30 protein-coding genes are annotated in these 26645 nt (G+C 34.5%); 20 read left to right on the top strand and 10 right to left on the bottom strand.

Annotated elements, in window-relative coordinates:
- Positions 1–543: 543 nt before the first annotated feature.
- Positions 544–3534 (top strand): RICIN domain-containing protein, encoded by a 2991-nt coding sequence (locus NBT05_RS03910; protein WP_265772144.1) that lies wholly within the window; start codon positions 544–546, stop codon positions 3532–3534.
- Positions 3535–3838: 304 nt separating this feature from the next.
- Here the strand turns inward: NBT05_RS03910 and NBT05_RS03905 are convergent, their stop codons facing one another.
- From NBT05_RS03905 to NBT05_RS03890, 4 genes are all read right to left on the bottom strand, one after another.
- Positions 3839–4114: a F0F1 ATP synthase subunit epsilon gene (locus NBT05_RS03905; RefSeq protein WP_265772143.1), complete on the bottom strand. Its 276-nt coding sequence runs from the start codon at positions 4112–4114 to the stop codon at positions 3839–3841.
- 92 nt (positions 4115–4206) lie between these two features.
- Complete coding sequence (gene atpD / locus NBT05_RS03900; RefSeq protein ID WP_265772141.1) at positions 4207–5715, bottom strand: F0F1 ATP synthase subunit beta; 1509 nt, start codon at positions 5713–5715, stop codon at positions 4207–4209.
- A gap of 220 nt (positions 5716–5935) precedes the next feature.
- A complete protein-coding gene (locus tag NBT05_RS03895) occupies positions 5936–6016 on the bottom strand; it encodes a hypothetical protein (protein ID WP_416346191.1) in 81 nt (26 codons plus the stop codon).
- A gap of 622 nt (positions 6017–6638) precedes the next feature.
- Positions 6639–6890, bottom strand: coding sequence for a type II toxin-antitoxin system Phd/YefM family antitoxin (locus NBT05_RS03890; protein ID WP_265772140.1), 252 nt, complete (start codon positions 6888–6890; stop codon positions 6639–6641).
- 80 nt (positions 6891–6970) lie between these two features.
- Between NBT05_RS03890 and NBT05_RS03885 the strand changes: the two genes are divergently transcribed.
- The 4 genes from NBT05_RS03885 to NBT05_RS03870 all read left to right on the top strand — a co-directional run bounded on the left by NBT05_RS03885 (position 6971) and on the right by NBT05_RS03870 (position 10110).
- Positions 6971–7783 (top strand): PhzF family phenazine biosynthesis protein, encoded by an 813-nt coding sequence (locus NBT05_RS03885; protein ID WP_265772138.1) that lies wholly within the window; start codon positions 6971–6973, stop codon positions 7781–7783.
- An 85-nt stretch (positions 7784–7868) separates the two neighbouring features.
- Positions 7869–8666 (top strand): undecaprenyl-diphosphate phosphatase, encoded by a 798-nt coding sequence (locus NBT05_RS03880; protein WP_265773202.1) that lies wholly within the window; start codon positions 7869–7871, stop codon positions 8664–8666.
- Positions 8666–9361: a tRNA pseudouridine(55) synthase TruB gene (gene truB / locus NBT05_RS03875; RefSeq protein WP_265772137.1), complete on the top strand. Its 696-nt coding sequence runs from the start codon at positions 8666–8668 to the stop codon at positions 9359–9361. The genes NBT05_RS03880 and truB overlap by 1 nt, the downstream gene beginning before the upstream one ends.
- Positions 9362–9486: 125 nt before the next feature.
- The gene (locus tag NBT05_RS03870; RefSeq protein WP_265772136.1) at positions 9487–10110 is read left to right on the top strand and encodes a hypothetical protein; all 624 of its coding nucleotides are present in this window, start codon (positions 9487–9489) and stop codon (positions 10108–10110) included.
- On the opposite strand, the gene NBT05_RS03865 is transcribed toward NBT05_RS03870, so the two are convergent.
- Positions 10111–10719, bottom strand: coding sequence for a thioredoxin family protein (locus NBT05_RS03865; RefSeq protein ID WP_265772135.1), 609 nt, complete (start codon positions 10717–10719; stop codon positions 10111–10113).
- A gap of 89 nt (positions 10720–10808) precedes the next feature.
- On the opposite strand from NBT05_RS03865, the gene NBT05_RS03860 reads away from it, so the two are divergent.
- Complete coding sequence (locus NBT05_RS03860) at positions 10809–11378, top strand: DNA-3-methyladenine glycosylase I (RefSeq protein WP_265772134.1); 570 nt, start codon at positions 10809–10811, stop codon at positions 11376–11378.
- 68 nt (positions 11379–11446) lie between these two features.
- Here the strand turns inward: NBT05_RS03860 and aat are convergent, their stop codons facing one another.
- The 3 genes from aat to NBT05_RS03845 all read right to left on the bottom strand — a co-directional run bounded on the left by aat (position 11447) and on the right by NBT05_RS03845 (position 13639).
- Positions 11447–12085, bottom strand: a complete 639-nt coding sequence (aat, locus tag NBT05_RS03855; protein ID WP_265772133.1) for a leucyl/phenylalanyl-tRNA--protein transferase — start codon at positions 12083–12085, stop codon at positions 11447–11449.
- 279 nt (positions 12086–12364) lie between these two features.
- Entirely contained in the window at positions 12365–12739 is a 375-nt protein-coding gene (locus tag NBT05_RS03850) for a DUF3127 domain-containing protein (protein ID WP_265772132.1), read from the bottom strand.
- A gap of 6 nt (positions 12740–12745) precedes the next feature.
- Complete coding sequence (locus NBT05_RS03845) at positions 12746–13639, bottom strand: flavin reductase family protein (RefSeq protein WP_265772131.1); 894 nt, start codon at positions 13637–13639, stop codon at positions 12746–12748.
- Between the two features lie 198 nt (positions 13640–13837).
- Between NBT05_RS03845 and NBT05_RS03840 the strand changes: the two genes are divergently transcribed.
- Positions 13838–14989, top strand: a complete 1152-nt coding sequence (locus NBT05_RS03840) for a sensor histidine kinase (RefSeq protein ID WP_265772130.1) — start codon at positions 13838–13840, stop codon at positions 14987–14989.
- A 133-nt stretch (positions 14990–15122) separates the two neighbouring features.
- A complete protein-coding gene (locus NBT05_RS03835; RefSeq protein ID WP_265772129.1) occupies positions 15123–15485 on the top strand; it encodes a hypothetical protein in 363 nt (120 codons plus the stop codon).
- Between the two features lie 43 nt (positions 15486–15528).
- Here NBT05_RS03835 and NBT05_RS03830 read toward each other — a convergent pair whose 3' ends face one another.
- Complete coding sequence (locus NBT05_RS03830; protein WP_265772128.1) at positions 15529–15924, bottom strand: HIT family protein; 396 nt, start codon at positions 15922–15924, stop codon at positions 15529–15531.
- 257 nt (positions 15925–16181) lie between these two features.
- Between NBT05_RS03830 and NBT05_RS03825 the strand changes: the two genes are divergently transcribed.
- The 4 genes from NBT05_RS03825 to NBT05_RS03810 all read left to right on the top strand — a co-directional run bounded on the left by NBT05_RS03825 (position 16182) and on the right by NBT05_RS03810 (position 18586).
- Positions 16182–16655, top strand: coding sequence for a DUF4199 domain-containing protein (locus NBT05_RS03825; RefSeq protein ID WP_265772127.1), 474 nt, complete (start codon positions 16182–16184; stop codon positions 16653–16655).
- A gap of 93 nt (positions 16656–16748) precedes the next feature.
- Complete coding sequence (gene rplU / locus NBT05_RS03820) at positions 16749–17399, top strand: 50S ribosomal protein L21 (protein ID WP_265772126.1); 651 nt, start codon at positions 16749–16751, stop codon at positions 17397–17399.
- Between the two features lie 55 nt (positions 17400–17454).
- Positions 17455–17715 carry a 50S ribosomal protein L27 gene (rpmA, locus tag NBT05_RS03815; RefSeq protein ID WP_265772125.1) on the top strand — a complete coding sequence of 87 codons (261 nt, stop codon included), beginning with the start codon at positions 17455–17457 and terminating at the stop codon, positions 17713–17715.
- Between the two features lie 289 nt (positions 17716–18004).
- Positions 18005–18586 (top strand): DUF3332 domain-containing protein, encoded by a 582-nt coding sequence (locus NBT05_RS03810; protein WP_265772124.1) that lies wholly within the window; start codon positions 18005–18007, stop codon positions 18584–18586.
- A gap of 92 nt (positions 18587–18678) precedes the next feature.
- Here the strand turns inward: NBT05_RS03810 and ahcY are convergent, their stop codons facing one another.
- Positions 18679–19995, bottom strand: coding sequence for an adenosylhomocysteinase (gene ahcY / locus NBT05_RS03805; RefSeq protein ID WP_265772123.1), 1317 nt, complete (start codon positions 19993–19995; stop codon positions 18679–18681).
- A 127-nt stretch (positions 19996–20122) separates the two neighbouring features.
- Here ahcY and NBT05_RS03800 point away from each other — a divergent pair, with 127 nt between their 5' ends.
- The 8 genes from NBT05_RS03800 to NBT05_RS03765 all read left to right on the top strand — a co-directional run bounded on the left by NBT05_RS03800 (position 20123) and on the right by NBT05_RS03765 (position 26617).
- On the top strand, positions 20123–20764 hold the full coding sequence (locus tag NBT05_RS03800) for a 4'-phosphopantetheinyl transferase family protein (protein ID WP_265772122.1): 642 nt from the start codon (positions 20123–20125) through the stop codon (positions 20762–20764).
- Between the two features lie 16 nt (positions 20765–20780).
- On the top strand, positions 20781–21041 hold the full coding sequence (locus tag NBT05_RS03795) for a hypothetical protein (protein ID WP_265772121.1): 261 nt from the start codon (positions 20781–20783) through the stop codon (positions 21039–21041).
- Positions 21025–21660 (top strand): nicotinamide riboside transporter PnuC, encoded by a 636-nt coding sequence (gene pnuC / locus NBT05_RS03790; RefSeq protein WP_265772120.1) that lies wholly within the window; start codon positions 21025–21027, stop codon positions 21658–21660. The genes NBT05_RS03795 and pnuC overlap by 17 nt, the downstream gene beginning before the upstream one ends.
- Positions 21618–22184, top strand: a complete 567-nt coding sequence (locus NBT05_RS03785) for an ATP-binding protein (RefSeq protein WP_265772119.1) — start codon at positions 21618–21620, stop codon at positions 22182–22184. The genes pnuC and NBT05_RS03785 overlap by 43 nt, the downstream gene beginning before the upstream one ends.
- Complete coding sequence (locus NBT05_RS03780) at positions 22184–23749, top strand: DUF4301 family protein (RefSeq protein ID WP_265772118.1); 1566 nt, start codon at positions 22184–22186, stop codon at positions 23747–23749. Before NBT05_RS03785 ends, NBT05_RS03780 begins: the two co-directional genes overlap by 1 nt.
- Before the next feature lie 27 nt (positions 23750–23776).
- On the top strand, positions 23777–24178 hold the full coding sequence (arfB, locus tag NBT05_RS03775; protein ID WP_265772117.1) for an alternative ribosome rescue aminoacyl-tRNA hydrolase ArfB: 402 nt from the start codon (positions 23777–23779) through the stop codon (positions 24176–24178).
- A gap of 189 nt (positions 24179–24367) precedes the next feature.
- A complete protein-coding gene (locus NBT05_RS03770; RefSeq protein WP_265772116.1) occupies positions 24368–24697 on the top strand; it encodes a hypothetical protein in 330 nt (109 codons plus the stop codon).
- 528 nt (positions 24698–25225) lie between these two features.
- On the top strand, positions 25226–26617 hold the full coding sequence (locus tag NBT05_RS03765) for a sigma-54-dependent transcriptional regulator (protein WP_265772115.1): 1392 nt from the start codon (positions 25226–25228) through the stop codon (positions 26615–26617).
- The last annotated feature ends 28 nt before the right edge of the window (positions 26618–26645 follow it).

Raw genomic sequence — 26645 nt, 5'->3', positions numbered from 1 at the left:
AAGGTAGCTAAAAGTCCTTTCCTATGGAAAGGATTTAGGATAGGATGGATAGCTGTAAATAAAATAGTTGGATTAATTTAGAAACACCAACGCTATTATTAACTAGAACCCTTGGTTTAATCTGTTTTATAGTAAAACAACGGATTAAAAAATGTCAACTCCTATCGGAACGGAGACTTGCTTTAAATTCACATTATGTTATTTCATAAGGAAGGGAACTTTCTATTTTTTCTTTATTAAAGGAAGACAGTGCATATTTTCTTTTGACCTATTAATAGTTTTCAATTTATAAAATACTCTAACTACTAACGTTTGTTTGTTCTTTTTTAATCAAATATTATATAATCCGTTACAAATTCTATATCGTTTATTTCAAATACTAGATATAGAGAACAATACCAATCTCTACAAGAGAGATCAAGTATCTTTACCACCTCTTTTTAGATTCACAAACTCAAATTATAATAATTATAGAAACAACAAACTCATAATTATTATACTAGTCAACATCTAAATATTAAACTAACTAATTAATATTTACAAATGAAGAAAATAAGCATTTCTAAAGTAGTATTTCAAAAATTTTTATGGTGTGCAGCCGTGATATTTTCAGCCAGTCTTAGTGCAAGAGATATTTATGTAGCAAAAAATGGAAACGATAGTAATCCAGGCACTCAATCCAAACCCTATAAAACCATTGCTAAGGCATCTTCGGTTGCTAAATCCGGAGATGTTGTTATTATTAGCGGAGGAACGTATGAAGAGGTATTGCAACCGGTTAGATCCGGATCCCCTGGTCAACCGATTACTTATAGGGCAAAAACTGGTGAAAAAGTAATTATCACGGCGATGCAAGCCATTAATAACTGGAAAGTAGATAAAGGTGCTATCTATAAAGCTGAAGTCAACTGGGATTTAGGTCAGGATAATATGGTACTTCATAAGAATACGCTTATGGATCTTGCCAGATGGCCTAATAATATACCTCAAAATGTATTTAAACGCGACTATTTACCTGCTTGTAACAGAGGTTCTGCCGGAGGTGGTAAAACCTGGCTCAACTATAACGGTAGTCAGTCGAATGGTCACGCAAAGAGCATTCCGTATGCTAGTAAGTGGAAAAACGGAGGCTCTATTCATTTCTTTGGTGGCGCAGGATTTATAGCCTGGACTGACTATATTACCAGTGCTACTTCAAATAGGGTTAATTTTAAACTAAAGAGAAATCAGGACTGGATTCAATCCAGGCATCATCCGGGGTATACAGGTCATGGAATTAAAAAAGGTGAATTTTTTTTACAGGGAATAAAAGAAGCCCTGGATTATAAAAACGAATGGTTTTATGATAAAAATAAGAAAACACTTTTTGTTCAGATTGAAGGAGGAAGAAAACCTGCAAATAATTCTATAAGTTTTAGAAGAAGAACACAAACTATTAAATTGGATAAAAACTATATCCACATAGAAGGTTTGGCTGTTTTTGGGGGGTCTATAGATATCACAGGTAATAATAACAAGTTATTTAAAGTGTCCAGTTTTTATGGCAACCATACACTAGGTGTAATTAACGGATTTGATTCCAGAAGACAAAGTGTATTAATAACCGGTTCAAATAATGTTATCGAACGATGCGAAATTGCCTGGGGGGCAGGTAATGGAGTATATGACCAGGGAACTGATAGTCGTGTGCTAAACTCGTATATCCACGATTTTAATTACCTTGGGAATTATGATTGTGTATTGAATACCCGGAGTGCAAAAAGAGGAAAATATAGAAATAACACCTTAGCCAGAGCAGGAAAAGATATTATCCAGGCTTATGTAGACGGTGGTGAGTTTGCCTACAATGATATTAGTCAAAATAATTTTGTTGCTGATGATGGAGGCTTGTTGTATACTACAGATGTAAGAGCCGCAAAATCTTCTATCCACCACAACACATTTCACGACTCAAAAGCAAGGGTTGGAAGGTTTAAAGCTACGGGAATTTACCTGGATAATGATTCTAAAAACTGGGATGTTCATCATAACGTGGTATGGAATACACAATGGACGAATATACAGATTAATTGGAACGGTACTAATCTTAATATCTTTAATAATACCTTCGTAAAAGGCTCTGCTACCATGGGTGCATGGCATAAAGAAGGTACCAAATTTTCTAATGTTAAAGTATGGAATAACATTACCGACAGAGAAGCAAAAGATCAGGCGGGGAATCAGGAAAGTGAAAGTACCTGGGAACCACAGTCCAATAAACAAAACAACTTAGTCAATAAAGAATCTTTCACAAATTTTAATAACAATAATTTTACTTTAAAGAAAGGAGCCAAAGCAATAGATTTTGGTAGGGTCATTTCCGGATTTACAAATGGATTTAAAGGAAAAAAACCGGATGCAGGTGCATACGAATTTGGCGTACCTCCGTTTAAAACCGGAATTAACTGGAACCCAAAACAAGGGCCTGCCGGATTGGGTTGTTATGGATTACCGGGAGAATCTTGTAATAAAGGTAAAGAACAAAAAGATACTATTACATTTGCGAATGCTCCCACAACTATTGAGTCAAAAAAGTCTTATGAAGTAGCTATAAAATACACTGCAAAGGCTAAAAGAGAAATTGTTGCAGAGTTTTGGTCTTCTACGGGTTATTTAGGACAAGCAATGGTTCAGGTCAATCCGGGTTCGGGAACCGTTAAATTACAAATTAACCTACCTAAAGCTCCAACTGCAGGAACCGGATATATTTACAAAGCTCATATTAGGCCTTTAAATACTTCATGGCAAGATGCATTAGTTAGAGATCAAATCAATGATGTTACCGTCACGAAGGTAGGGTCACAGATAATTGCTAATGGTACTTATTTTATTACGTCTACGCTAAATAGTCAAAGGTTAACTTCAAATGCTAAAGAAAAGCACAATGTCAGAATGGTTAATCCGGGAAGTTTTGACAATCAAAAATGGGTATTTACACATGTAGGTAGTAATTTTTACAGCATTCGAAATAAAGCTTCTAACCGATATCTCGAAGTGCCTTTTGCAAATTGTACGAATGGTTCAAATGTTGCTACCTGGACAGATGCTAAAGGTCAGCACAAACAATGGAAAGTGGTTCGCAGAGGAAATCAGTCATTTAGTATTCAGCCAAAACATTGTTTAAGTAAAGGATTGGATAGAAAAGAAGGTAGTTTAAATTCTAATGCGCAAGTCTGGACCTACAGCGTAGATAATGCAAATCAAAACTGGAAAATTATAAAAGCCGGAAATAAAGATAGCAGCGTGTTAGATGCGGATATACCTGCATTTATTGTTTCGCCTAATCCGGTAAGCAATACATTATACTTACATCATATCAATGAAGAAAGTAAGGTAGTCAAAATATCCGACCTGACTGGAAAAGTAGTTCTACAGCAAAGTGTTGATAAAATTGATAACAACCATACAAGTATCAACGTATCAGAACTGGTAAGTGGAATCTACTTTATTTCTATTGGTAACCATACATCTCCGGTAAAATTCATAAAGAATTAAAATTTTAATACCTAAACAGTTAAAAAACTTAGGTATATGTTCAATTCCCGATGAAGTTTGTTGCTTTATTGGGAATTTTATTTTTATAAATTGAATTGAATGAAACGCTGAGATAACAAGATATTCGTAAATTTCTACTGAAAAAAAGATCATAAAAGAAAGTGTCTCAATACCTAATCGACCTTTCTGAGAATTGAGTATTTGATAACCGTTCACGGATAGGAGTCCGAGAAAAAACAACAAAAAAGCCGTTTCATTAAGTTATGAGACAGCTTCTTTTATTAGTTGTAACAAAACCTGGGATTTAGTCTGCCAAAATAATGATATTGTTATCTTTCATTTCTAAAGTCCCGGAATTGATCGGAAGTAAGGTAGCTCCGTTTTCCTGAGAAAATTTATCAGCTACTTCTTTTTCAATAGCAACAATACCCTTAATTTTAATATTTCCAGCACCTAATAAAGAAATAATAGGAGCATGATTTTCTAACATTTGAAATTCACCCATTACTCCCGGTACGGTAACTGAGGTTACTTCGCCGCTGTATAATATTGCTTCTGGTGTTACTATTTCTAAATACATTTTTTTAAATTATGAATTCAGAATTCAGAATTATGAATTAAAAATTGAATTGAACCTCATTCTTAATTCTGCATTCTTAATTCTTAATTAAACTATGCTTCTGCTAACATTTTTTCACCAGCTTCTACAGCTTCTTCAATTGTACCTTTTAGGTTAAATGCAGCTTCAGGAAGATGATCTAGTTCACCATCCATAATCATGTTAAATCCTTTAATTGTTTCTTTAATATCAACTAATACACCCGGTATACCTGTAAACTGTTCGGCAACATGGAAAGGTTGTGACAAGAAACGTTGTACCCGTCTGGCACGTCCCACCGCTAATTTATCTTCTTCAGAAAGTTCTTCCATCCCTAAGATGGCAATAATATCCTGTAATTCTTTATATCGTTGCAATAACTCCTTTACCCGTTGTGCACAGTTATAATGATCATCTCCTAAAATATCCGCTGATAAAATCCTGGAAGTAGAATCTAACGGATCTACCGCAGGATAAATACCTAACTCCGCAATTTTACGTGATAATACCGTAGTTGCATCCAGGTGGGCAAAGGTAGTTGCCGGAGCCGGATCGGTAAGGTCATCTGCTGGTACATAAACTGCTTGTACGGATGTAATCGAACCTCTTTTCGTAGAAGTAATTCGTTCCTGCATTGCACCCATCTCTGTTGCTAAGGTTGGTTGGTATCCTACCGCTGATGGCATACGTCCCAGTAGTGCAGATACTTCAGAACCTGCTTGCGTAAACCTAAAGATATTATCCACAAAAAATAAAACATCTTTTCCTTGTCCTTCGCCGGCACCATCCCGGAAATATTCTGCGATAGTCAATCCGGACAAAGCTACCCGGGCTCTTGCTCCTGGTGGTTCATTCATTTGTCCAAATACAAAAGTTGCTTTGGATTCTTTCATAACAGCTTTATCTACCTTAGAAAGATCCCATCCGCCTTCTTCCATAGAATGCATAAAATCATCTCCGTATTTTATAATTCCGGATTCTAACATCTCCCGAAGTAAATCATTTCCTTCACGGGTTCGTTCTCCTACCCCAGCAAATACAGACAATCCTCCGTGTCCTTTGGCGATATTATTAATCAATTCCTGAATTAATACGGTTTTACCAACTCCCGCACCTCCAAAGAGTCCAATCTTACCTCCTTTCGCATAAGGTTCAATAAGGTCGATTACTTTAATCCCTGTAAATAGTACTTCGGTTGAAGTAGAAAGATCTTCAAATTTAGGAGCTTGTCGGTGAATAGGCAGTCCGTTGGCACCGGATTTCGGTAAATCTCCAAGTCCGTCAATAGCATCACCGATTACATTAAATAAACGACCATATACATCACCTCCGATTGGCATTTGGATAGGAGAACCTGTCGCAGTTACTTCCATCCCTCTGCTTAATCCGTCACTGGAGTCCATAGCAATAGTTCGTACCGTATCTTCTCCAATATGAGATTGTATCTCCAGTGTTAATGGAATATCACCTTCTCGTTTAATTTCTAATGAATCGTAGATTTTAGGAAGGTCAGTACCTGCTGCAAATTCAACATCGATAACTGGCCCTACAATTTGTGAAACTCTACCCGTAACCTTAGACATTCTATATCAGTTTAATAATGGATTTATAATTATTAAAAAATGACTGAAATTAAAACAAAATTAACAGTCCGTTTTCAGCCTGCAAATATAGTTGATTAAATTGAAAAAAGAAGACCTCTTATCCGGATTTTTTTTAAGAAGGGAATTAATTGAAAAGGATGTGGTGTTCAGTGTATTTTAAAATATAGAAAAGCTTGAATTTTAGCAGGGTTTGAAAGATTTAGTCATAATGGAACCTACATTTAATCATAAAGAATTGATCGTTTAAAAATTTATAAATCAGTCGATGTTCACTATCAATTCTTCTTGACCGGTATCCTGTATAATTATGTTTTAAGGATATTAATCAAAAAAGCTATGTCATCCTAAGTCAAATCGAAGGACTCGATATTCTCGATCAAGTCAAGGACAGGCTATCTTTTCTTCATTTCCTTACGAAAAAACACTTAAATTTAAACTTTTTTCCCTGAATTCACCAGTAGTAAAGCATAGTGAAATAGGGTAAATTCAAACTTTAAAATGGTTAGAGGTTACTTTTTTACTATTTTAAAAGTAATGTACTCTTTAACGTAAATATTAATTTTCAATACTGTAATAATTAGTCTTGATTCTTGTTTCTAGAAGCGATAGCGATCTTGAATCTTTACCGAATACTAATGTTTTTTTATCATTTTTCTGCCAATAGAGATAATATTCCCAAGATTCATCTACAAATATATATTTCATCTGTGGTGTATTTAAATTATAATTATTATAAAATCCGTCAGTTCGAGTGCTTCGACCAGAGGAAGAAGTGTATCGAGAACAAGGATTTTAATGAAAAAAGCTATTCTCGATACATTTTTTCTTCATTTCATTACGAAAAAACACTCGAATTGACGCTTTTTCCACCTAAATGCACCTGAGGTATATATTTCATTTGTTTACTCTAATAAATCTTTTGAGAAAGTAATATCTTTTTCTACTTTTTCAATTGCTGCATCTAACCTTTGTTGATTTTTTCGGGAACTTAGTTCATGGTGGGTAGCCATCAAAGAATTATATTCTGATAACGACATTATAACAATACCTTTATCTTTACCCCGGTTAATAAGTAGCGTTTCAAAATCGGAAATTACCTGATCAAAATAAGAGTTCATATTTTTTCTAAAATCTGAAATATTTGTAATTAGCATAATAGATGAATTGAAAATACGAATGAATGTACGTACAATAATTTGTATCAAAAAAAGAAATAATATTTTAATTTCAACGTATGAAAATACAAACTTTTATCGTAGATTCTTTTACGAATCAACTTTTTAGCGGAAATCCTGCTGGGATTTGTTTGTTAGAAAAAGATTTAGATCAAACTACAATGCAAAACATTGCCGCCGAATTAAATTTGTCCGAAACTGCATTTATACGTCCTTTTCCAAATGAAAAAGGGAATTATTCTATTCAATATTTTACACCTACGGTTGAAATTGAATTTTGCGGACATGCGACTTTAGCAGCGGCTAAAGTTATCTTTGAAAAAACAAGTTTGTTTGAAGTTCAGTTTACAACTAATTATAATTTAGTTTTAAAAGCTTTTAAAGGAGAAGAAAATATTACTTTATACTTTCCATTATATCATACGATAGATCATACTCCGGATCAAAAATTGTTAGAAGCTTTCACCGTTAAGAATATATGTGAAGCAAAATTCTCAGAAGATCTGAATATGGTAATAGTTGAGGTTTCGGATAAAGAAACCTTAGCAAACCTAAAACCCAATTTTCAAAAAGCCGGAAAGCTTTCAACAACTATATCAGGTTTAATAGTAACTTGTAAGTCAGATGATAAAAAATACGATTTTTATTCGAGGTGTTTTGGTCCCTGGATTGGTATTGATGAAGACCCGGTAACCGGCTCGGCGCATTCGGTTTTAGCTTTATCCTGGGCTAAGAAATTGAATAAAAAAGAAATGAAGGCCTATCAATTATCTGAGAGAGGGGGATATCTTGACCTTAAAATTATGAATGATCACCAACTTGAAGTGAGAAGTAATGCCTGTATCCTATTTGAAGGCGCCCTGACTTTTTAATTTTAAGAAGTGCTTAGGTTTACTATTATTGGTAAATGTCAAAATAGTATCTTTGCCGCGAATTAAGAACAGATTATCTTATAAGTTGGAAATAATTGATGCTATTATACTTGGAATTATACAGGGATTGACTGAATTTTTACCGGTTTCTTCCAGTGGACATTTGGAGTTAGGAAAAGCTATTTTAGGAGATCAAAGTATACCTGAAGAATCCTTACTTTTCACCGTTGTTTTGCATTTTGCTACTGCATTAAGTACCATTGTTGTTTTTAGAAAAGATATTTTAGAAATTTTATCCGGTTTATTTAATTCTACCTATAATGACGAAACCGCCTTTTCTATTAAAATCGTCATATCTATGTTACCAGCCGTATTTATAGGTCTGTTGTTTGAAGAGCAGTTAGAACAATTATTCGGTGGTAATATTCTTTTAGTAGGTAGCATGCTATTGATAACAGCCGTATTATTAATATTAGCAGATAAGGCAAAAAACACGGCAAAACCGGTTAGTTTTTCTAATGCGTTTGTAATTGGTGTTGCACAGGCCATCGCCCTGTTACCAGGTATTTCTAGGAGTGGGGCAACCATTTCAACCTCCGTATTACTAGGGAATGATAAAACTAAAGCAGCCAGGTTTTCTTTTTTGATGGTAATCCCGCTAATTCTAGGAAAAATTGCAAAAGACATGATGAGTGGTGATCTTGTAGTTACAGAAGGTGCTGCTTTACCTATGATTATTGGTTTTTTTGCAGCATTTATTTCCGGGTTATTTGCTTGTACCTGGATGATTTCCCTGGTTCGTAAAAGTAAGTTATCTTACTTCGCTATTTACTGCGCACTAGTAGGATTTATAGCGATTGTTGTAGGTTTTATAAATAGGTAATGGAAACACTGGAAACTTTTAAGGAAGGTCAGGTAATCCTGATTGATAAACCACTGGAATGGACTTCTTTTCAAGTAGTAAATAAAGTACGATGGTTACTTAAGAAAAAATTTAAGATTAAGAAAATTAAAGTAGGTCATGCAGGTACACTCGATCCGTTAGCTACCGGCTTACTCATCCTTTGTACCGGAAAGTTTACTAAAAAAATTCAGGAGTTTCAAGGACAGGAAAAAGAATATACGGGTACCTTAACCCTGGGGGCAACCACTCCGTCTTATGATCTTGAAACCGAAATTGATCAAAACTTCCCGACTTCCCATCTTACCGAAGCAAAATTACAGGCGACCACTTCCAAATTTGAAGGTAACATTACTCAGATACCCCCGGTTTTTTCCGCCTTAAAAAAAGAAGGTAAGCGATTATATGAATATGCCAGAGAAGGTAAAGAGGTAATAATTACCCCAAGGAAAATACAAATAGCAAAATTTGAACTGGTTAATATAGAAATTCCTAAAGTGGACTTTCGGGTGGTTTGTAGCAAAGGCACCTATATTCGATCACTGGTACATGATTATGGAAAAGAAGTGGGTAGCGGAGCTTACTTAAGTGCATTACGTAGGACTCGTATTGGTAACTTTTCTGTTGAAAATGCGATATCTCCGAAAGCCTTTGAAACCTCCCTTATGGAAGAATAGAGTTTTTAAAATATTCTTATAAAAATGGAGTTATCATTCTAGTGGATTTTATAGAAAAACATAAGGCTTTAATCATCACTATTTTGCTTATGGGTATTTTCCTGTTGAGTTTATATAACATCAACATGTTTAAAAAGCAACAGGAGCAAGCTGAAATCCTTATGGAAATCCCCGAAGAATTACTAGAAGAGCTGACACAAGAAAAACCGGAAATTGAAGAGGAAAAAATTCAGGAACAGGAAATAACTGCAAATAAAAGAACACATAATGCCTATAATCAGGATTTTGAAAATCATGATGATATTGAAAAGCGTATTAAGTCCCTGACAGATGCTCCTGAAAGTACTGAGGAATCTACAGAAACTGAAGAGGCGCTGGAAGGTGAAGAAAGTATCGAAGAAGATTTAAATACCGAAGAAACCGAAGCGGTAAACCCTTCTGAAGATTTAAATGCCAAGGTAGCTAATAATAGAAACAGCTCAGTGACCTTTAATTTAAAAAATCGACGGCAAAAGAGAATTCCTAATCCTATTTATACCTGTAGCGCCAGTGGTAAAGTGGTCGTTCTTATTACAGTAAATCAAAATGGATATGTATCCGAAACCAAAATAGATAAGAAAAAATCTTCTACCCGAAATGAGTGCCTGTTTGAAAACGCATTAAAATATGCTCAAAAAGCAATGTTTTCTGAATCCGCTCTAAAATTACAAAACGGTTCAATCACCTATTACTTTAACTACGGAGGATAATTAGGTAAGTAGCTTTACAATATCTTCGGTAATCGCTTTGCCTTTATTTTTATTGTACCACTGCTGTAAATCTTGTTTAAATTCCGGTGTTAGTTTACCATGTTCCTCTTTATAGGCCTTTACCATATTGGTAGCTTCCGTAGGCCTTGGTCCCCAATCATGAAGTACGGTCTTTGTATCTACTTCATAAAAAATTACTTTAGGAATGGACTTACCACCATTGGTCAAAAAGTTATTCATCAACTCCTCGTTTTCATCTCTTAAGATCACTTTCATTTCAAAATTCGGATTAGTGTCAGCCAATTTTTTTAAAACGGGCATACTTTGAGACGCATCACCACACCAAGCTTCGGTAATTACCAACCAAATGATTTTTTTTTGAACAGCATTCAGTTTTTCTGCTGCTTCCGAATCAATTTTAATGGTTTTATCCAGGCGTTTCATCCGCTTATCATTTAATTGAGAAAATTGCACCAGATTTTCTGATTGATCTGGTCCGGTTGTTTTTCCTTCTTCCGCAAGTTGATGAGTAAGTGTACGATATTCCTGGTAGGTGTAAGCTTTATTTATGGTTTCTTCTATAAGTGAAGAAAGGGTTGAAGTCTGCATGCTGGTAAAATTTAGTATTTGTTATATTTGGACGAAATATTGAACTTCAGCTTACAAAGTACAGTTTTAGTTTAATACAAAGGAACGTTATGAAAAAAAACAGATGTGGGTGGTGTCTCGGAGATCAATTATACGAAACTTACCATGATTTACAATGGGGTGTTCCGGTACACGACGAACAAGAACTTTTTGAAATGTTAATTTTAGAAACTTTTCAGGCGGGTCTTAGTTGGATTACCGTTCTTAAAAAAAGAGAAAATTTTAGGGAAGCTTTTGATTTTTTTGATTATCAAAAAATTGCTAATTATACCGAAGATAAAATTACGCAATTACTAAACAATCCGGGGATCATTCGTAATAAACTCAAAGTACATGCAACTATTAACAACGCTTCCCGGTTTATGGAAATTCAAAAGGAATTTGGTTCTTTTAATACCTACCTCTGGAACTTTGTTGATCATACTCCGGTTCAGAATAGCTGGAAACATTATAAAGATGCTCCGGCAACAACACCGCTCTCTGATCAGATTAGTAAAGATTTAAAGAAAAGAGGTTTTAAATTTACCGGATCAACGGTTATATATGCTTTTATGCAGGCAATAGGTATGGTAAACGATCACGAAGTTTCTTGTTTTCGGTATGAAGAAGTAAAAGGGTAGAAGTGATTTTAAGTATTTTATAGAATTAATGCTAATTTTAAAGCCTCATTGATTAAAATCCATAAAGCTCATTCCAAAAACTTTAAAAATTCAGATCTGGGAATTTCAAAAGCACCTAAACTGGCTAAATGATCCGTATACATCTGGCAATCGATCAATTTGATGTTTTCAGTTTCTAACTTTCGGACTAAAGAGATAAAACCGTATTTTGAGGCGTTACTTTGATAGCTAAACATGCTTTCGCCGCAGTAAACCCTTTTTTCTTTTAAATACACTCCGTAAAGGCCACCTACTAATTCTTGGTCTTTCCACACCTCAACCGATAGTACGTGTCCGGCGTTATATAATTTTTCATAAGCAACTATCATATCATCCGTAATCCAGGTACCCACCTGATCTTTTCTGTAAACTGTAGCGCAGGCACGTATTACTTCGCTAAAACAAGTATTATAGGTTACTTCAAAAGCATTATTTTTAAATAAGCTTCTCATACTTTTACTAATTTTCAGGTATTCCGGAAGTAAAACCATTCTGGGATCAGGAGAAAACCAAAGTACTGGTTGTCCTTCGCTATACCACGGAAAAATACCTTTGTGATAAGCTTCTAATAAGCGTTGCGAAGTTAAAGTACCTCCTACGGCCACTAGTCCATCGTCATTTGCAAAGCTAGGATCCGGAAGCGTATCAGTATTGTTTAAAAAAAACATAAATAATAGAAAGGCAGTACGTTAAATAAACTTAAGTTGTTTGAAAATCTCCAAAAAAATATGATCTTTGTAATAACCTTTTAAAAATAACTTTGTTCATCATTGCTTTTGAGTTTTATTAGAAGGTTTATGTAATTTTATATATAAAAAGTCCGGTTTTAACCGGACTTTTGCTTTATTACGTATTTTATGGGAAGTATTTTGATAAACCGTACATCTTTATATTAAAATAGTGTACTAAATTAATCCCACTCTTCTTTTGTTGTAAGAATTTTAAACTTAAAATGGTAAATCGTCATGCTCTTCTTTCGTGAAATCACTTACCGGTTCAAAAGCTTCTGACGGTGGCATTGGTGGTGCGCCTTGAGGTGCGTTATTCTGTAAATTTTCAATTCGCCATCCCTGGATAGAGTTAAAATATTTTGTTTCCCCTTGAGGGTTTACCCACTCACGACCTCTCAAATTGATACTTATTTTGACATCCTGCCCAACCTGGTAATTATTCAATAATTCAGTTTTATCCTGTACGAATTCAACCATAATATGTTGTGGATACTGTTCTTCTGTAGTGACTACAATTTCTCTTTTTCTAAATCCGTTATTACCAAAAGTTTGGGTCTCACCAATCATTTTTACTTTACCTTGTACTTCCATCTTACGCTACTTTTCTGTTTGATTTATCATTAATAGTAACAAAGCTTTTTCTACTTCGTTACATATTAAAAAGGATTGTGCAAATTTATGAATTTCTGAGGTGTTTAGCCTACTTGTTTTATGAATAACGTCCGGATTTTTATCAACAAAATTCAAAATTTCTTCTTTTGAAGGTAAAGAAGCTACATTTCCCAGCATACCTAGATCATTTCCGGTAAGTACCTCGCTGTTCTTTATATTTTCAGGTAGCTGATCAATACCTATCCCTTTTGTAGTTAAAGGTTTAGGAACCTCAAACATACCTTCTTTAGCCCTTGTGTACCAATTACCGCCCATCCGGGCCACCTGGTCAATCTTTTGTTGATTAATTTCACCAGTTGGGCTTAGGAGGGAAGCATTTACGTGCATCATGACCACTTCGCAAATGATTAGATTACCGGCACCTCCTTCATTTCCCAATGCAATGATTTCTTTTACCAAACATTCAAACTGAACGGGGGATTCTCCTACCCGAAAAGGTTTTATCTTTTCAGAGGGAATCATGGTTAGTCCTGATTTTTCAAATTCATTTACCCCTTCCTCATATTCAGTGCTGGATAATGACATTTGCTGGACAATATCATAATTGACAATATTCACAACCACTTCTTTGACCTTTTTACAGTTTTCAAGCGTATGTTTAGTGGTGTTATCCCGTACTCTCCTGGCCGGAGAAAAAATAAGGATCGGGGGATTCGCACTAAACACGTTAAAAAAACTGTATGGAGAAAGATTAGGTCGATCTTGTTCATCTATCGTGCTTGCAAAAGCAATAGGGCGGGGACCAATAGCTCCTAATAAAGTTTGGTGTACTTTTTTTGTAGGTTCTTTATTGGGATCAATTGCAATAGTAGTATCCATTATTACTTTGTGAATGGTTAAAATACATTTTAAATGTACCGATAAACTTTTTTATTTCTTGTATAAGGTTTGGCTAAAGTGTTATAAACTTTCAAGTTGTCTTTATAAAAGAAACTTCCTAAGGGAAGCAAGCCTATAAATAGAATCATTATTTTCAATTTAATCTAGTATCTTTATTGATATTAACATAAGTTTCATATGAATTTTTCAGATGACCGCAAATTAGCGAGTTATTTTATTGTAATCTCTGTTTTAGTTATTACCGGATTAATTCTTTGGAATACTTCTCTCTTTCTTCAGCGGTTAAAAAAAGATGAAACTACTAAAATTCAAATTTGGGCTCAAAATTATATTGCGCTCAATAGTGAATCGCAGGATGACTACTTAGACCTATCTATACTTATTGCAGGTACTAATAAATCGATTCCCATTATCATGACGGATGCAGATGGGGAAATTCTAAAAGATTTATGCTCAAATTTGCCTGCGGGTATTATTGACTCTCCCGGAGAGTTATCTTCTTTTTTACAAGACCTTAAATTAAAAAACCAGCCTATCGAATTGGATTTAAAAGGCTCCAAACAGTACATCTACTATGGCAATTCTGATATCTTAAGGAAACTAAGGTATTATCCAATAGCCATTGCACTTATCATTTTTTTATTGATCGGGGTTATTTATTTCTTTTTTACGACTTCAAAAGCGGGCGAACAAAACAAATTATGGGCGGGAATGGCAAAAGAAACCGCACATCAGATAGGAACACCGCTATCATCATTAGTAGGGTGGAACGAAATCCTAAAAACCGAAAACGTAAACCCGGATTATATTGTAGAAATCGAAAAAGATATTTCACGTTTAAAGATGATTACCGAACGATTTTCAAAAATAGGATCTATCCCTCAATTAAATAATGCGGATATAGTGGTTGAAACAAAGGAAGCTTTTGAATACCTAAGACTTCGTAGTTCTAAACTCATTAATTTCACTTTAAAAATACCCGAAAAAGAAATTATAGTTGCTCTAAATTCACAGCTGTATGGCTGGACCATTGAGAATTTGGTTAAAAATGGAATTGATGCTATGCGGGGTAAAGGGGATTTACTTATCACACTTACAGATGATGATAAACATGTATTTATTAGGGTGAGTGACACCGGAAAAGGGCTTCCTAAAAGTAAATTCACTAAAATTTTTGAACCGGGTTTTACTTCAAAAAGCAGGGGCTGGGGACTGGGCTTATCCCTGGCTAAACGAATTATTGAGGAATACCATTCTGGTAAAATAAAAGTCCTAAACTCCGAACTTAAAAAAGGAACTACTTTTCAAATTACATTAAATAAGGCATAGTGCTAACAAAAAGGCTATAGCTAAATGAATATTAAGGTCAAAGAAGTTTTTTCTGTGAAGATTTATGTTATTTACCGTTGATTTGGCGATATACCAAACTGGTTTAAAATACGTTAGTATATAAATTGAGGATGTGAATGCCACCGAGATTATTTTAAAACAGGCAAAATTAACTAATAATTGTCCTGAATGCTTTGCTAATGATGGGTTACAATTATCTTTTGTAAAGTACAAACAAGATTTCAGGTTTATAGAACGTATTCCTAAAGCATTTAAAACACAAATGGTTTGTTACAAATGTAATACTGAGATTTATCCCGGAAGATTTACTGAAGATATGGAACGCGTATGCGAATATCACAAGAAGACAATCCTTCCTACCGAGAGTTCTGTAAAGTACAAGCCTTTATTCTATATATTAATATTTATAATTGTGATGATTAGCGTAGTAGTTGGCTTTTATATTGTAAACCCTGAGGTATTTACAATAATATAGAAACTGATGCATTTATCACCGGAATATAGGTGCTAACAAAAAATTATTGTTCAAAATTAGCAGAAATTTGTTGTGCCAACTCTTTAAGTTCGCTATCTGTCATAGAAACCTTAGACTGAAAAGTAACATCTCTCATGGAATGTAATGGAATCAGGTGTACGTGAACATGGGGTACTTCCAACCCAACAACAGAAAGGCCAATACGCTCGCAATCCACCGTTTTTCTCAAGGCCTCGGCTACTTTTTTAGAAAACAACATCAACCCTTTATAGGTCTCCTCGTCTAGGTCAAAAATTTTATCAACCTCTTTTTTCGGAATACATAAGGTATGTCCCTTAGTATTAGGGTTAATATCCAGAAAAGCATAAAAGTCTGTGGTCTCTGCAACCTTGTGTGAGGGGAGTTCCCCGTTGATGATCTTAGTAAAGATAGAAGCCATTTTTTAATTTTTGAACCCGAATATACACATTAAAAAGATTCATTGCTATGAAGTATTTGAATTTAAAATTAAAAAAGAATAGTAAATTTCTAGATGTCTTTAAATCAAAAAAGCTGAGATAATACGATTCGTTCAGGGATGGTGGTAAAAGCGAACTATTTAAATCATTTGCATTTAATTAATTAACAATACATTACAAAAAGTTTACTGTCTAATTACTAATTTAATAGAGCTTAAATAGTTTAAAATCAATAGTTATGAAAAAATCAACAATCCCAGTAAGCTACGGAATTATTCTTGCCGTAGCACTAGCCGGTTATTTTTTGGCACTTTCTTTATTTGGAGTACAAACTAATCCGGTATTTAGTTTAGGAAACGGCTTTATAATGGCTTTTGGGCTTTGTTTGGCAATGCGTAATTACAAACGGGAAAAAGGAAGGGATTTTGAATACCAAAAGGGTTTTATGGCAGGGCTGTTCACCGGTTTTAATGCTACCCTTTTATTTACTATCTTTTTTGCGATTTACGTAACTCATATAAATACTGACTTTTTACCACAGATGTTAGAGAACTGGAACTCTCATTATCATGTCGGGATAGGTCTTGTTGTGTTTGTTGCAGCCATTATGGGATTCGCAACCACCTTTGTATTGACCTTATCTTTTATGCAGTTATTTAAAGATAGTTGGAATACCCGTAAAAAGCCAACTGCGGTTTCTTTAAATGTGTAAATCATTTGTAAATTAATTAATTAGCATTATATTTGCACCCGCCTAAATTAGGTGTAAGTTCATATTTAATTAATTCACAAAACGTTACGCTATATGTACGCAATTGTAGAGATAGCAGGGCAGCAATTTAAAGTTGCAAAAGACCAAAAAGTTTTTGTACACCGTTTATCAGGTGCAGAAGGAGACAGTGTTGATTTTGACAAAGTTTTTCTTACTGCTGATGGTGATAACATTACTTTAGGCGCCCCGGCTATAGATGGAGCTTCTGTAGGAGCAAAAATCACGAGACATCTTAAAGGAGATAAAGTTATCGTCTTTAAGAAAAAAAGAAGAAAAGGATATCGGGTAAAGAATGGTCATCGTCAGGCTTTAACTGAAATCTTAATTGAGAGTATTTCGGCTTCCGGAAAAAAGAAAGCAGCACCAGCCAAAAAGGAAAAAGTAGCTGAACCTGTTGTAATTAAAGCAGCACCGGTTAAAACTAAAACCACTACTGCAGGTGATGATTTGAAAAAGATTGAAGGAATTGGCCCAAAAATAGCGGAAACTTTAAAACAAAACGGAATCACTACTTTTGAACAATTATCTCAAACGGAACCTTCTGTCATAGCGGGTTATATTAAAGAGGTAAGAGGTAATCATAATCCTGGTTCCTGGCCTAAGCAAGCAAAAATGGCTGCGGATGGAAATTGGGCTGAATTAAAAGTATGGCAGGATACCTATAAAGGTGGAATAGAAGAATAAGAATAACCTTTTTTACGATGGTTTTGTCCGATCGTAAGAATTAAATTATAAAATTATGGCTCATAAAAAAGGAGTTGGTAGTTCTAAAAACGGTAGAGAATCCGAATCGAAACGATTAGGAGTAAAGATTTTTGGAGGTCAGGCTGCCATAGCTGGTAATATTATTGTCAGACAGAGAGGAACTGCTCATAAACCGGGTAATAATGTGTATGCTGGTAAAGATCATACCTTACACGCAAGAGTAGACGGTATTGTAAAGTTTACTAAGAAAAAAGATAATAAGTCCTATGTTTCTATAGAACCTTTTGAAGCATAAACATTGTTATAATAACATAACGAATCCCTTTCATACTATTTGGAAGGGATTTTTTGTTTTGATAAATCAATAAATAAAGAGTAGTAAAAATTTTATACGACTTTAAAGGTTATTGAACTTTATTCTTATTGTTTTTTAGGAATAAGAATCTATTTTTCTGTAAATTTTTAATTTAGATATGTCCGACTAATTTGAATAAAAATGTTTTTAGGATATTAATAATATCTTAATGAGTTATTATTTTTTTGACATAAAACATACATTTAGACCTAACTTAAAATTAAAAATTATGAAAAAAGCAACTATTTGCGTAATGTTATCAGCTTCCGTTTTATTTACCAGCTGTTTAGGGTCCTTTTCTGCTTTCAATGGTTTAAAAGACTGGAACCAAGAAATTACAGATAATAAGTTTATAAACAATTTGGTGTTTTGGGCACTTAATATTGTACCGGTTTATGGCTTATTTTTTTTCGGAGATGTAGTTATTTTTAATCTTATGGAATTCTGGACCGGATCCAACCCAATTGCAATGAATGAAGGGGAAATGGAAACTCAAGTAGTTGAGAAAGATGGAAATAAGTTTGAAATGACAGCCACAAAAAACAGGATGCAAATTACTGTAATTGAAGGTGCTCGCAAAGGTGAAAAACTAGATTTAGTGTATAAACCTTCAGAAAAATCCTGGAATGCGGTAAAAGCAGATGGAGAAATAATCAAATTATCTTCTTTTGAAGAAGGTTTTTATGTAATGCACCTTCCTAACGGAGAGCAGATCAAAATGGATGCCTTAACAAGCCGGGAAGAAGGTCTGGCAATGATACAAACGAAGACCGCAAAATATACGGACTGCCTACTTGCCGAAGCAGAATAATTTTTTCTAACAAAATAGAATAAATAGAAAGTAAAAAAATCCTCGTGTTCTCACGAGGATTTTTTTACTTTCTAGCATCTAGCATCTAGCATCTAGTACCTATAATATTCCGGTTTAAAAGGCCCTTCTACCGATACCCCTATATAATCAGCCTGATCTTTTCGTAAAGTCTCCAGTTCTGCACCTAATCTGGAAAGGTGTAATTGCGCTACTTTTTCATCCAGGTGCTTAGGTAACATATACACTTCATTTTTGTAGTTCTCCGAATGTTTCCAAAGTTCGATTTGTGCCAGGGTTTGATTGGTAAAAGAATTACTCATCACAAAACTAGGGTGACCGGTAGCACATCCCAAGTTCACTAATCGTCCTTCAGCCAGGATAATAATATCTTTGCCGTTAATTGTATATTTATCTACCTGTGGTTTGATTTCATCTTTAGTAGTACCGTAGTTGTCATTTAACCATGCCATATCGATTTCGTTATCAAAATGACCGATATTACAAACAATTGCCTTGTCTTTTAAAGCTTTAAAATGCTCGGCTTGTACAATATCTTTATTTCCGGTAGTGGTGATTAAAATATCAGCATTACCAATAACCGTTTTTAATTTTTTAACTTCAAAACCATCCATAGCAGCCTGTAAAGCACAGATAGGATCAATTTCAGTAACCGTTACAATAGATCCGGCACCACTAAATGAGGCAGCCGTTCCTTTTCCTACATCTCCATATCCGCAAACAACCACTCTTTTACCGGCAAGCATGGTATCAGTTGCCCTTCTAATAGCGTCCACTGCACTTTCTCTACACCCGTATTTATTATCAAATTTGGATTTGGTAACAGAGTCATTTACGTTAATTGCCGGAAGGGGCAGGGTTCCATTTTTCATTCTTTCATATAAGCGATGTACTCCGGTAGTAGTCTCTTCTGATAATCCTTTGATTCCATCCACTAATTCCGGGTAACGGTCTAATACCATATTCGTTAAATCCCCACCATCATCCAGGATCATGTTTAAAGGCTTTTTGTCTTCGCCGAAGAAAAGTGTTTGTTCGATACACCAGTCAAATTCTTCTTCACTCATTCCTTTCCAAGCGTATACCGGGATACCAGCTTCAGCAATTGCTGCCGCTGCCTGATCCTGAGTAGAAAAAATGTTACAAGAACTCCAGGTAACCTCAGCTCCCAGGGCTTTTAAGGTTTCAATTAATACTGCCGTTTGTATGGTCATATGCAAACATCCGGCTATCCGCGCACCTTTTAAGGGTTGTTCATCCTTATATTCTTCCCGTAAGGACATTAATCCCGGCATTTCTGCTTCGGCAAGGTGAATTTCTTTTCTTCCCCAGGCAGCAAGTGAAATATCCTTTACTTTATAAGGAACATAAGGTAGTGTCGTCGTACTCATAAATACTTTTATTTAATTCTTTGCAATTAGTGTATCCTGTAAAATTAGGCTATATTCAACCCTTTAAATAGTATACTATTTGAAACTTTTTTAATCGTACAAAGATAGGTAATAACTTTAAGAGAATATGCCTCTTTACAAAACAATAACAGTAGATGCCGGAACTACCATTTGGATCTGGAAAATCATTGAAACCACGGATCAACTGTTGAAAAATATAGAATTAACTCCTTATAGCACGGAGCGTTTGAGCAACATGTCATCAGTGTTGCATCAAAGGGGTTTTGCCAGTGTCAGACAATTATTGAAAGTAGCTGGGTACAAGGACAAAGATTTGTATTATAACGATCTAGGAAAACCTTTTCTACAAGATAGCAAATCTATCTCCATTACACATTCGTATCATTTTTCTGCTATTATCGTCAGTGATAGTCCTACGGGTATTGATATAGAAAAGCAACGTAAAAAAATTGGGGTGATAAAAGATAAATTTATAGGTAACGACTGTATTGCCTTTACTTCTAATCAAGAAGAAAACATTCGGTTATTAACAATTGCCTGGGGTGCTAAAGAATCCATTTATAAAATGAAAGCTACGCCAGGTGTAAGCTTAAAAAACCATATTGAGATTACATCTATTCTTAAAAACAAGCAAAGGGTTCAGGCAACTTTTAAAGATAAAAAGTCAACATCAAAGCATCAACTGGCATACCTGGAATTTGAAGGCTTTACCTGTGTTTATTTAAAACCACCAGTAGAAATAATTTAAAAAAAATTAAAACATTATGCAGATATCTTTGGAATTAACCCTTACTCCTCTACAAGATAATTTTGAAATCCATATCATTAATTTTATTAAAAAATTACGGACATCTTCGTTTGAAGTGTTAGAAAACCCATTAAGCACTCAAATTTTTGGTCCTTATGATGAAGTAATGGCTTTCGTGACAGAAGAAATCAAAGTTGCATTCGGTGAAATGGAACATGTATTGGTTTATATGAAAATGGTTAAATCGAATAGAAGCTCGTATGAACCTCATTTTTGATTTTTTCTTAGAAGCCTATAGTAAAGCTTCCCTACCTCAAATTCTATTAGAAGCCATTACTTTTGTATTTGGAATTATCAGTGTGCTGTATGCTAAAAAAGAAAATATTTGGGTGTATCCTACCGGGTTGATTGCTACCATAATTTCGGTATACTTACTTTATACAGCTGGTTATTACGGGGATATGATGATGAATTTTTACTATTCGGCCATGAGTATTTTCGGGTGGTATAATTGGTCTAGAGTAAGCAGGGGAAGCCGGGTTGTATTAATATCCAGAACTACCGGAAAAGAAAAGGCTTTGGGTATCTTACTTTGTATATTAACCATGATCGTGACGTATACAATTTATCAATTCTTCGGAACTGAAATCTTAATTGAAAATTACATCGATATTTTAACCTCGGGGATGTTTTTTACTGCTATGTGGTATATGGCGACCAAAAAAATTGAGAATTGGACGCTCTGGATCATTGCAGACCTGATTACGGTACCACTTTATGCCTACCGAGGGCTAGGTATGCTTTCTCTTCAATATTTAATATTTACTTTTTTAGCCATTCAGGGGTATAGACAATGGAATCAGAAAATAAAAATGACAAGCCCAAAAATTGCTTAAAAGTAGTACTTTTTGGTCCGGAATCTACAGGAAAAACAACCTTGTCCAGGCAATTAGCAGCGCATTATAAAACCGTTTGGGTACCCGAATTTGCTCGCGATTATCTACAACAAAAATGGGATAACACCCGTGAGATATGTTCGTATGAAGATATTATACCTATTGCCAGAGGGCAATTAGCACTAGAGCAAGAAGGCTTTAAAAAAGCAAACAATATTTTGTTTTGTGATACTGATGTGTTAGAAACCAGTGTATATTCCGAAGCCTATTTTAACAACAAGGTTCCGGGAGAATTATTAGAATACTTAAAAGAAAATAATACGGATTTTTATTTTCTTACTTATATAGATACTCCCTGGGTTCCTGACGATTTAAGAGATAAGCCTAATGAAAGAGAAGCTATGTTTTCCTTATTTAAAAAAGCATTGCAAAAAAGTAAAAAACCGTATATTGTGCTGAAGGGAAATCGAGAAAATCGCTTTCGAATTGCAAAACAAACCATTGATCAATTAACACAAACATAGTGAACATTTCAGATAAAGATATTGCCTATATAAAATCCAGAGGACTTACCGTAGATAAAGTAATTGCACAAATTGATACCTTCGAAAAAGAAATTCCACCGGTTTCTTTACGAAGTGCAGCCAGTCTTCATAATGGAATTTTACGCTTTTCGGATCATCACCAGTCAGAATTAAAAAAACTATATGATTCCCGTTTATCTACACTAGAAACTATAAAATTTGTCCCGGCTTCCGGTGCGGCTTCCCGGATGTTTAAGGAGTTATTTCGTTTTTTAGATTCTTATGATTATGAAAAAGAAAGTCTCAACTCCTATACCAATCACGAAAAGGCAGATGCCATACGCTTATTCTTAATTGGACTGGAAAAGTTTCCTTTTTACGATGGCGTAATGGAAAAAGTAAAACAAGCTTATCCTAATTTTGAAACATTATCCGAGGGAAGGCAACTCTATATATTTGTTGAAATATTACTAAAAGAGAAGGGATGTAACTTCGGGGCTTATCCTAAGGGTTTACTTCCGTTCCATAAGTATACGCGTAGTACGGCCACTGCCTTTGAAGAACATCTTTATGAAGCAGCAGGATACAATAAAAATGTAAAAGGAGATTCAAAACTACATTTTACTATTTCTGAAGATCACCTTACCGATTTTAAGGATGAGTTTGAACGTATAAAGAAAAAGGTTGAAGAAAAAACAGATACTAATTTCATTATCACCTATTCTTTTCAAAAACCACAAACAGATACTATCGCCGTTACAGAAGATAATCAACCTTTCCGACTTGAAGACGGTACAATTCTTTTCAGACCTGGGGGGCACGGTGCCTTAATAGAAAATTTAAATGACCTGGATGCTGATATTATTTATATTAAAAATATTGATAATGTAGTAGTGCGTAAATACCAGGAAGAATTAACCGGTTATAAAAAAATACTTGCTGGTAAACTTATTGAAATACAAGATGAGGTTTTTAGGATTCTAAATGCCATCGAACAAAAACCTCCTTCAGAACATGACTTAAAGGATATTAAAGAATTTATGGTCAAGCAGCTCAATGTTCGCTTACCTTTAGATTTCGATAAATTTTCAGAACAATATAAATTGGAGTTCTTAAAAGAATCCCTTAATCGACCTATACGAGTTTGTGGGATGGTTATTAATGAAGGTGAACCGGGAGGAGGGCCTTTCTGGATCAAACAGGAAAGTGGCCGTACCACTTTACAGATCATAGAAACGCCTCAGATTGATAAAAGAGATCGTCGCCAACGTGATATTATGAGTACTTCTACCCATTTTAATCCGGTAGATTTAGTATGTGGGGTACGTAATTATAAAGGAGAAAAGTTTAATCTTCTGAATTTTGTAGACCCGGATGCAGGATTTATCACTAGAAAGTCAGTAAACGGACAGACTTTAAAAGCTCTTGAACTACCTGGGCTTTGGAATGGAGCAATGTCCAATTGGATCAGTGTATTTGTTGAAGTGCCTTTAACTACCTTTAACCCGGTTAAAACGGTAAATGATTTATTAAAATCCGCACATCAGGTAAAGCTGTTTACCTAATACATTTTTATTTAGTATTAAAAAGTTATGCTTTTACAAAAAGTTTTAGAAGAAATAAAAGTAAAAGCAGTTCGCAGTTCCGGGGCAGGAGGACAGCATGTAAATAAGGTTTCTTCTAAAATTTTATTACATTTTAACGTAGAAGCATCCGAAGCTTTTACTAATACTGAAAAGTTACGCTTACAGACAAAACTAGCTTCCCGGTTATCCAATCAAGGGGACCTAATTTTAAGTTGTAGTCAGACCCGGAGTCAACATCGTAATAAAGAAATTTGTACCGATCGTTTGATAAAGCTACTACAATCTTCTCTGCAAGTTCCTAAAGTGCGTAAAAAAACCAAACCAAGCAAAACTTCTCAACTTAAAAGATTACAGAATAAAAAAACGCAAGCTTTAAAAAAGGCAAACCGTAGGTCACCGGATTGGTAATCTGTATACATGTGAGTATCATTTCCACAAAAAACACTTGGTTTTCCACATATTAACAAAATAGAGAATGTTCCCTTAAAATGTAATCATTTGATTTATAATAGATTAAATGGAATTGTAGGGCGTTAAGAAAATTGGCTCGGTTATTACATTATGTTAAACAGTATGATAGATACTACTTTTAAAACCATGATAAAGTTACCTATGATAATTGCAATAATAGTAAGTGTTATATCGGCTCAGGGAGTCATAGCACAAGAAGATTTAGCTTATGCTAATACCGATAATGAGTTTGATTATCAAAACGAGTTTCAGGAATATGTTGAAGTAAAGATTGTTGATTTGCCAATGGCGGTACAAAACGCAGTAGTAAATGACTACGGGGCAAGTCGGATCGTAAAAGCTTACATAGCCAAAGATAATAGTTACAAACTCATCCTAATTAACGAAAATAACCAATCCAAAATTTTATTTATAAACGCTGACGGTGAATGGATTTCATCAGAAGATAAATCGTAAACACAAGGCGTATAAAAGCATATCGTTTTGCAACTATAGGCGATATAGAGTTGTTTAGTGCTAAAAAGAGGCTCATTCCCAGAGCCTCTTTTTTAATTGGAAATAGTTTTAGTTTAATCTATTATTAGGGATATTAGAAATTGATATAGTATGTAGTTTATTTATCATTATTATCCAGTTGAAATAAAAGTTTACAAAGCCTAGTAAAATAAAGTAATTCTAAATTTTAAGATATTTGAAGGTTGCTTTTTTACTTTTTCAACAGTAGTTTGTTCAAATATAGTTGGTGATTTTCAATAATATAAAGATTAGTCTTGATTCTTGATTCTAGAAGCATTAGCGATCTTGAATCTTTACCAGACCTTAATGTAAATTAATGTAATAAATATAGAAAAGTTATTGAAGTTCAAAGAGTCTATAAATATCTATTAAATCTCTTACAACTTATTTACCATTCTTATACTAAGTTGTTTATTTTAATGTTTTAACTTTATAACGTATTATAGTTCCGTTTTAAATACATACCGAATGCCTAATTTATTGATCGTTGAAGATGATGTTGCATTTTGCAAAATGCTTAAAACCTTTTTAGAAAAAAAAGAGTATGAAGTGCAAACTGCATTTTCAGGACAGGAAGCTGTGAACTTATTAAGGGAACATCATTTTGACGTGGTATTAACCGATGTGCGTTTGCCGGATAAAGATGGAATTGCTTTATTAGAGGATATTCATAAAAAGGATAAAAATACTCAGGTGATTGTCATGACCGGATATGCCGAGATTAACATGGCGGTTAATGCTATCAAGCAAGGTGCTTTTGATTATATAGCAAAACCTTTTAACCCGGATACAATTCTTGATACGATACAAAAAGCGCTGGCGGTTCCACTTATAAATACGACCTCTGCTACGACAGAACCATCTATTCCCAATAAAAAAGGAACTCTATCTTCTTCTAAAAAGAAATCTACTACAGTCACAACGACTGTTTCTTCTTCTTTTGTAAAAGGGATTAGTGATGCTTCAAAAAAACTAAATGAATATATTGACCTGGTGGCTCCTACCAAAATGTCTGTTTTAATTATTGGAGATAGCGGAACAGGAAAAGAATATGTAGCCAGTAATATCCATAAACGGAGTAAAAGAGAAAATCAACCTTTTGTACCCGTAGATTGTGGCGCAATTCCTAAAGAGATTGCTTCCAGCGAATTTTTTGGTCATGTAAAAGGTTCTTTTACGGGTGCGGTTAATGATAAAGTAGGACACTTTGAAGCCGCAAATGGCGGAACTTTGTTTCTGGATGAAATTGGTAATTTAAGTTATGAACTTCAAGTACAGTTGCTACGGGCATTGCAAGAACGAAAGATTAAGCCGGTAGGGAGTAATAAGGAGATTGAAGTGGATATTCGGGTAATTGCGGCCACTAATGAAGATTTATCGGCAGCGGTAAAAGAAGGGGAGTTTCGAGAAGATTTATACCATCGTCTGAATGAATTTTCGATAAAAGTACCTCCTTTACGGGAACGGACAGAAGATTTAATGTTGTTTGCCAATCATTTTCTGGAAAATGCTAACGAAGAACTGGATAAAAATATAGTGGGTTTTGCCGATGAAGTTTTAGAAGCTTTTAAAAAGTACGAATGGCCCGGGAATCTTCGGGAATTAAAGAATATTGTAAAGAGATCCGTATTACTTTCTCAAAATGAATTGATTTCGCTAACTGTACTTCCTCAGGATATTGCTTATGCTTCAACTAAAAGTAATCAAACCTACGGACTTTTTAAAAATCATAATGAACAGGAGTTGATCCTGGAAGCATTGGAAAAAGCGAATGGAAATAAAGCAAAAGCGGCGCGGATGCTTTCTATTGATCGGAAGACTTTATATAACAAATTAAAACAATACGATATCAGCTTATAATTTATATGCAAGCCAAACCGCATTTACT

Origin of the sequence: Aquimarina sp. ERC-38 (assembly GCF_026222555.1) — a bacterium.
Classification (GTDB): domain Bacteria; phylum Bacteroidota; class Bacteroidia; order Flavobacteriales; family Flavobacteriaceae; genus Aquimarina.
This window is presented reverse-complemented; position numbering and strand designations above follow the sequence as displayed.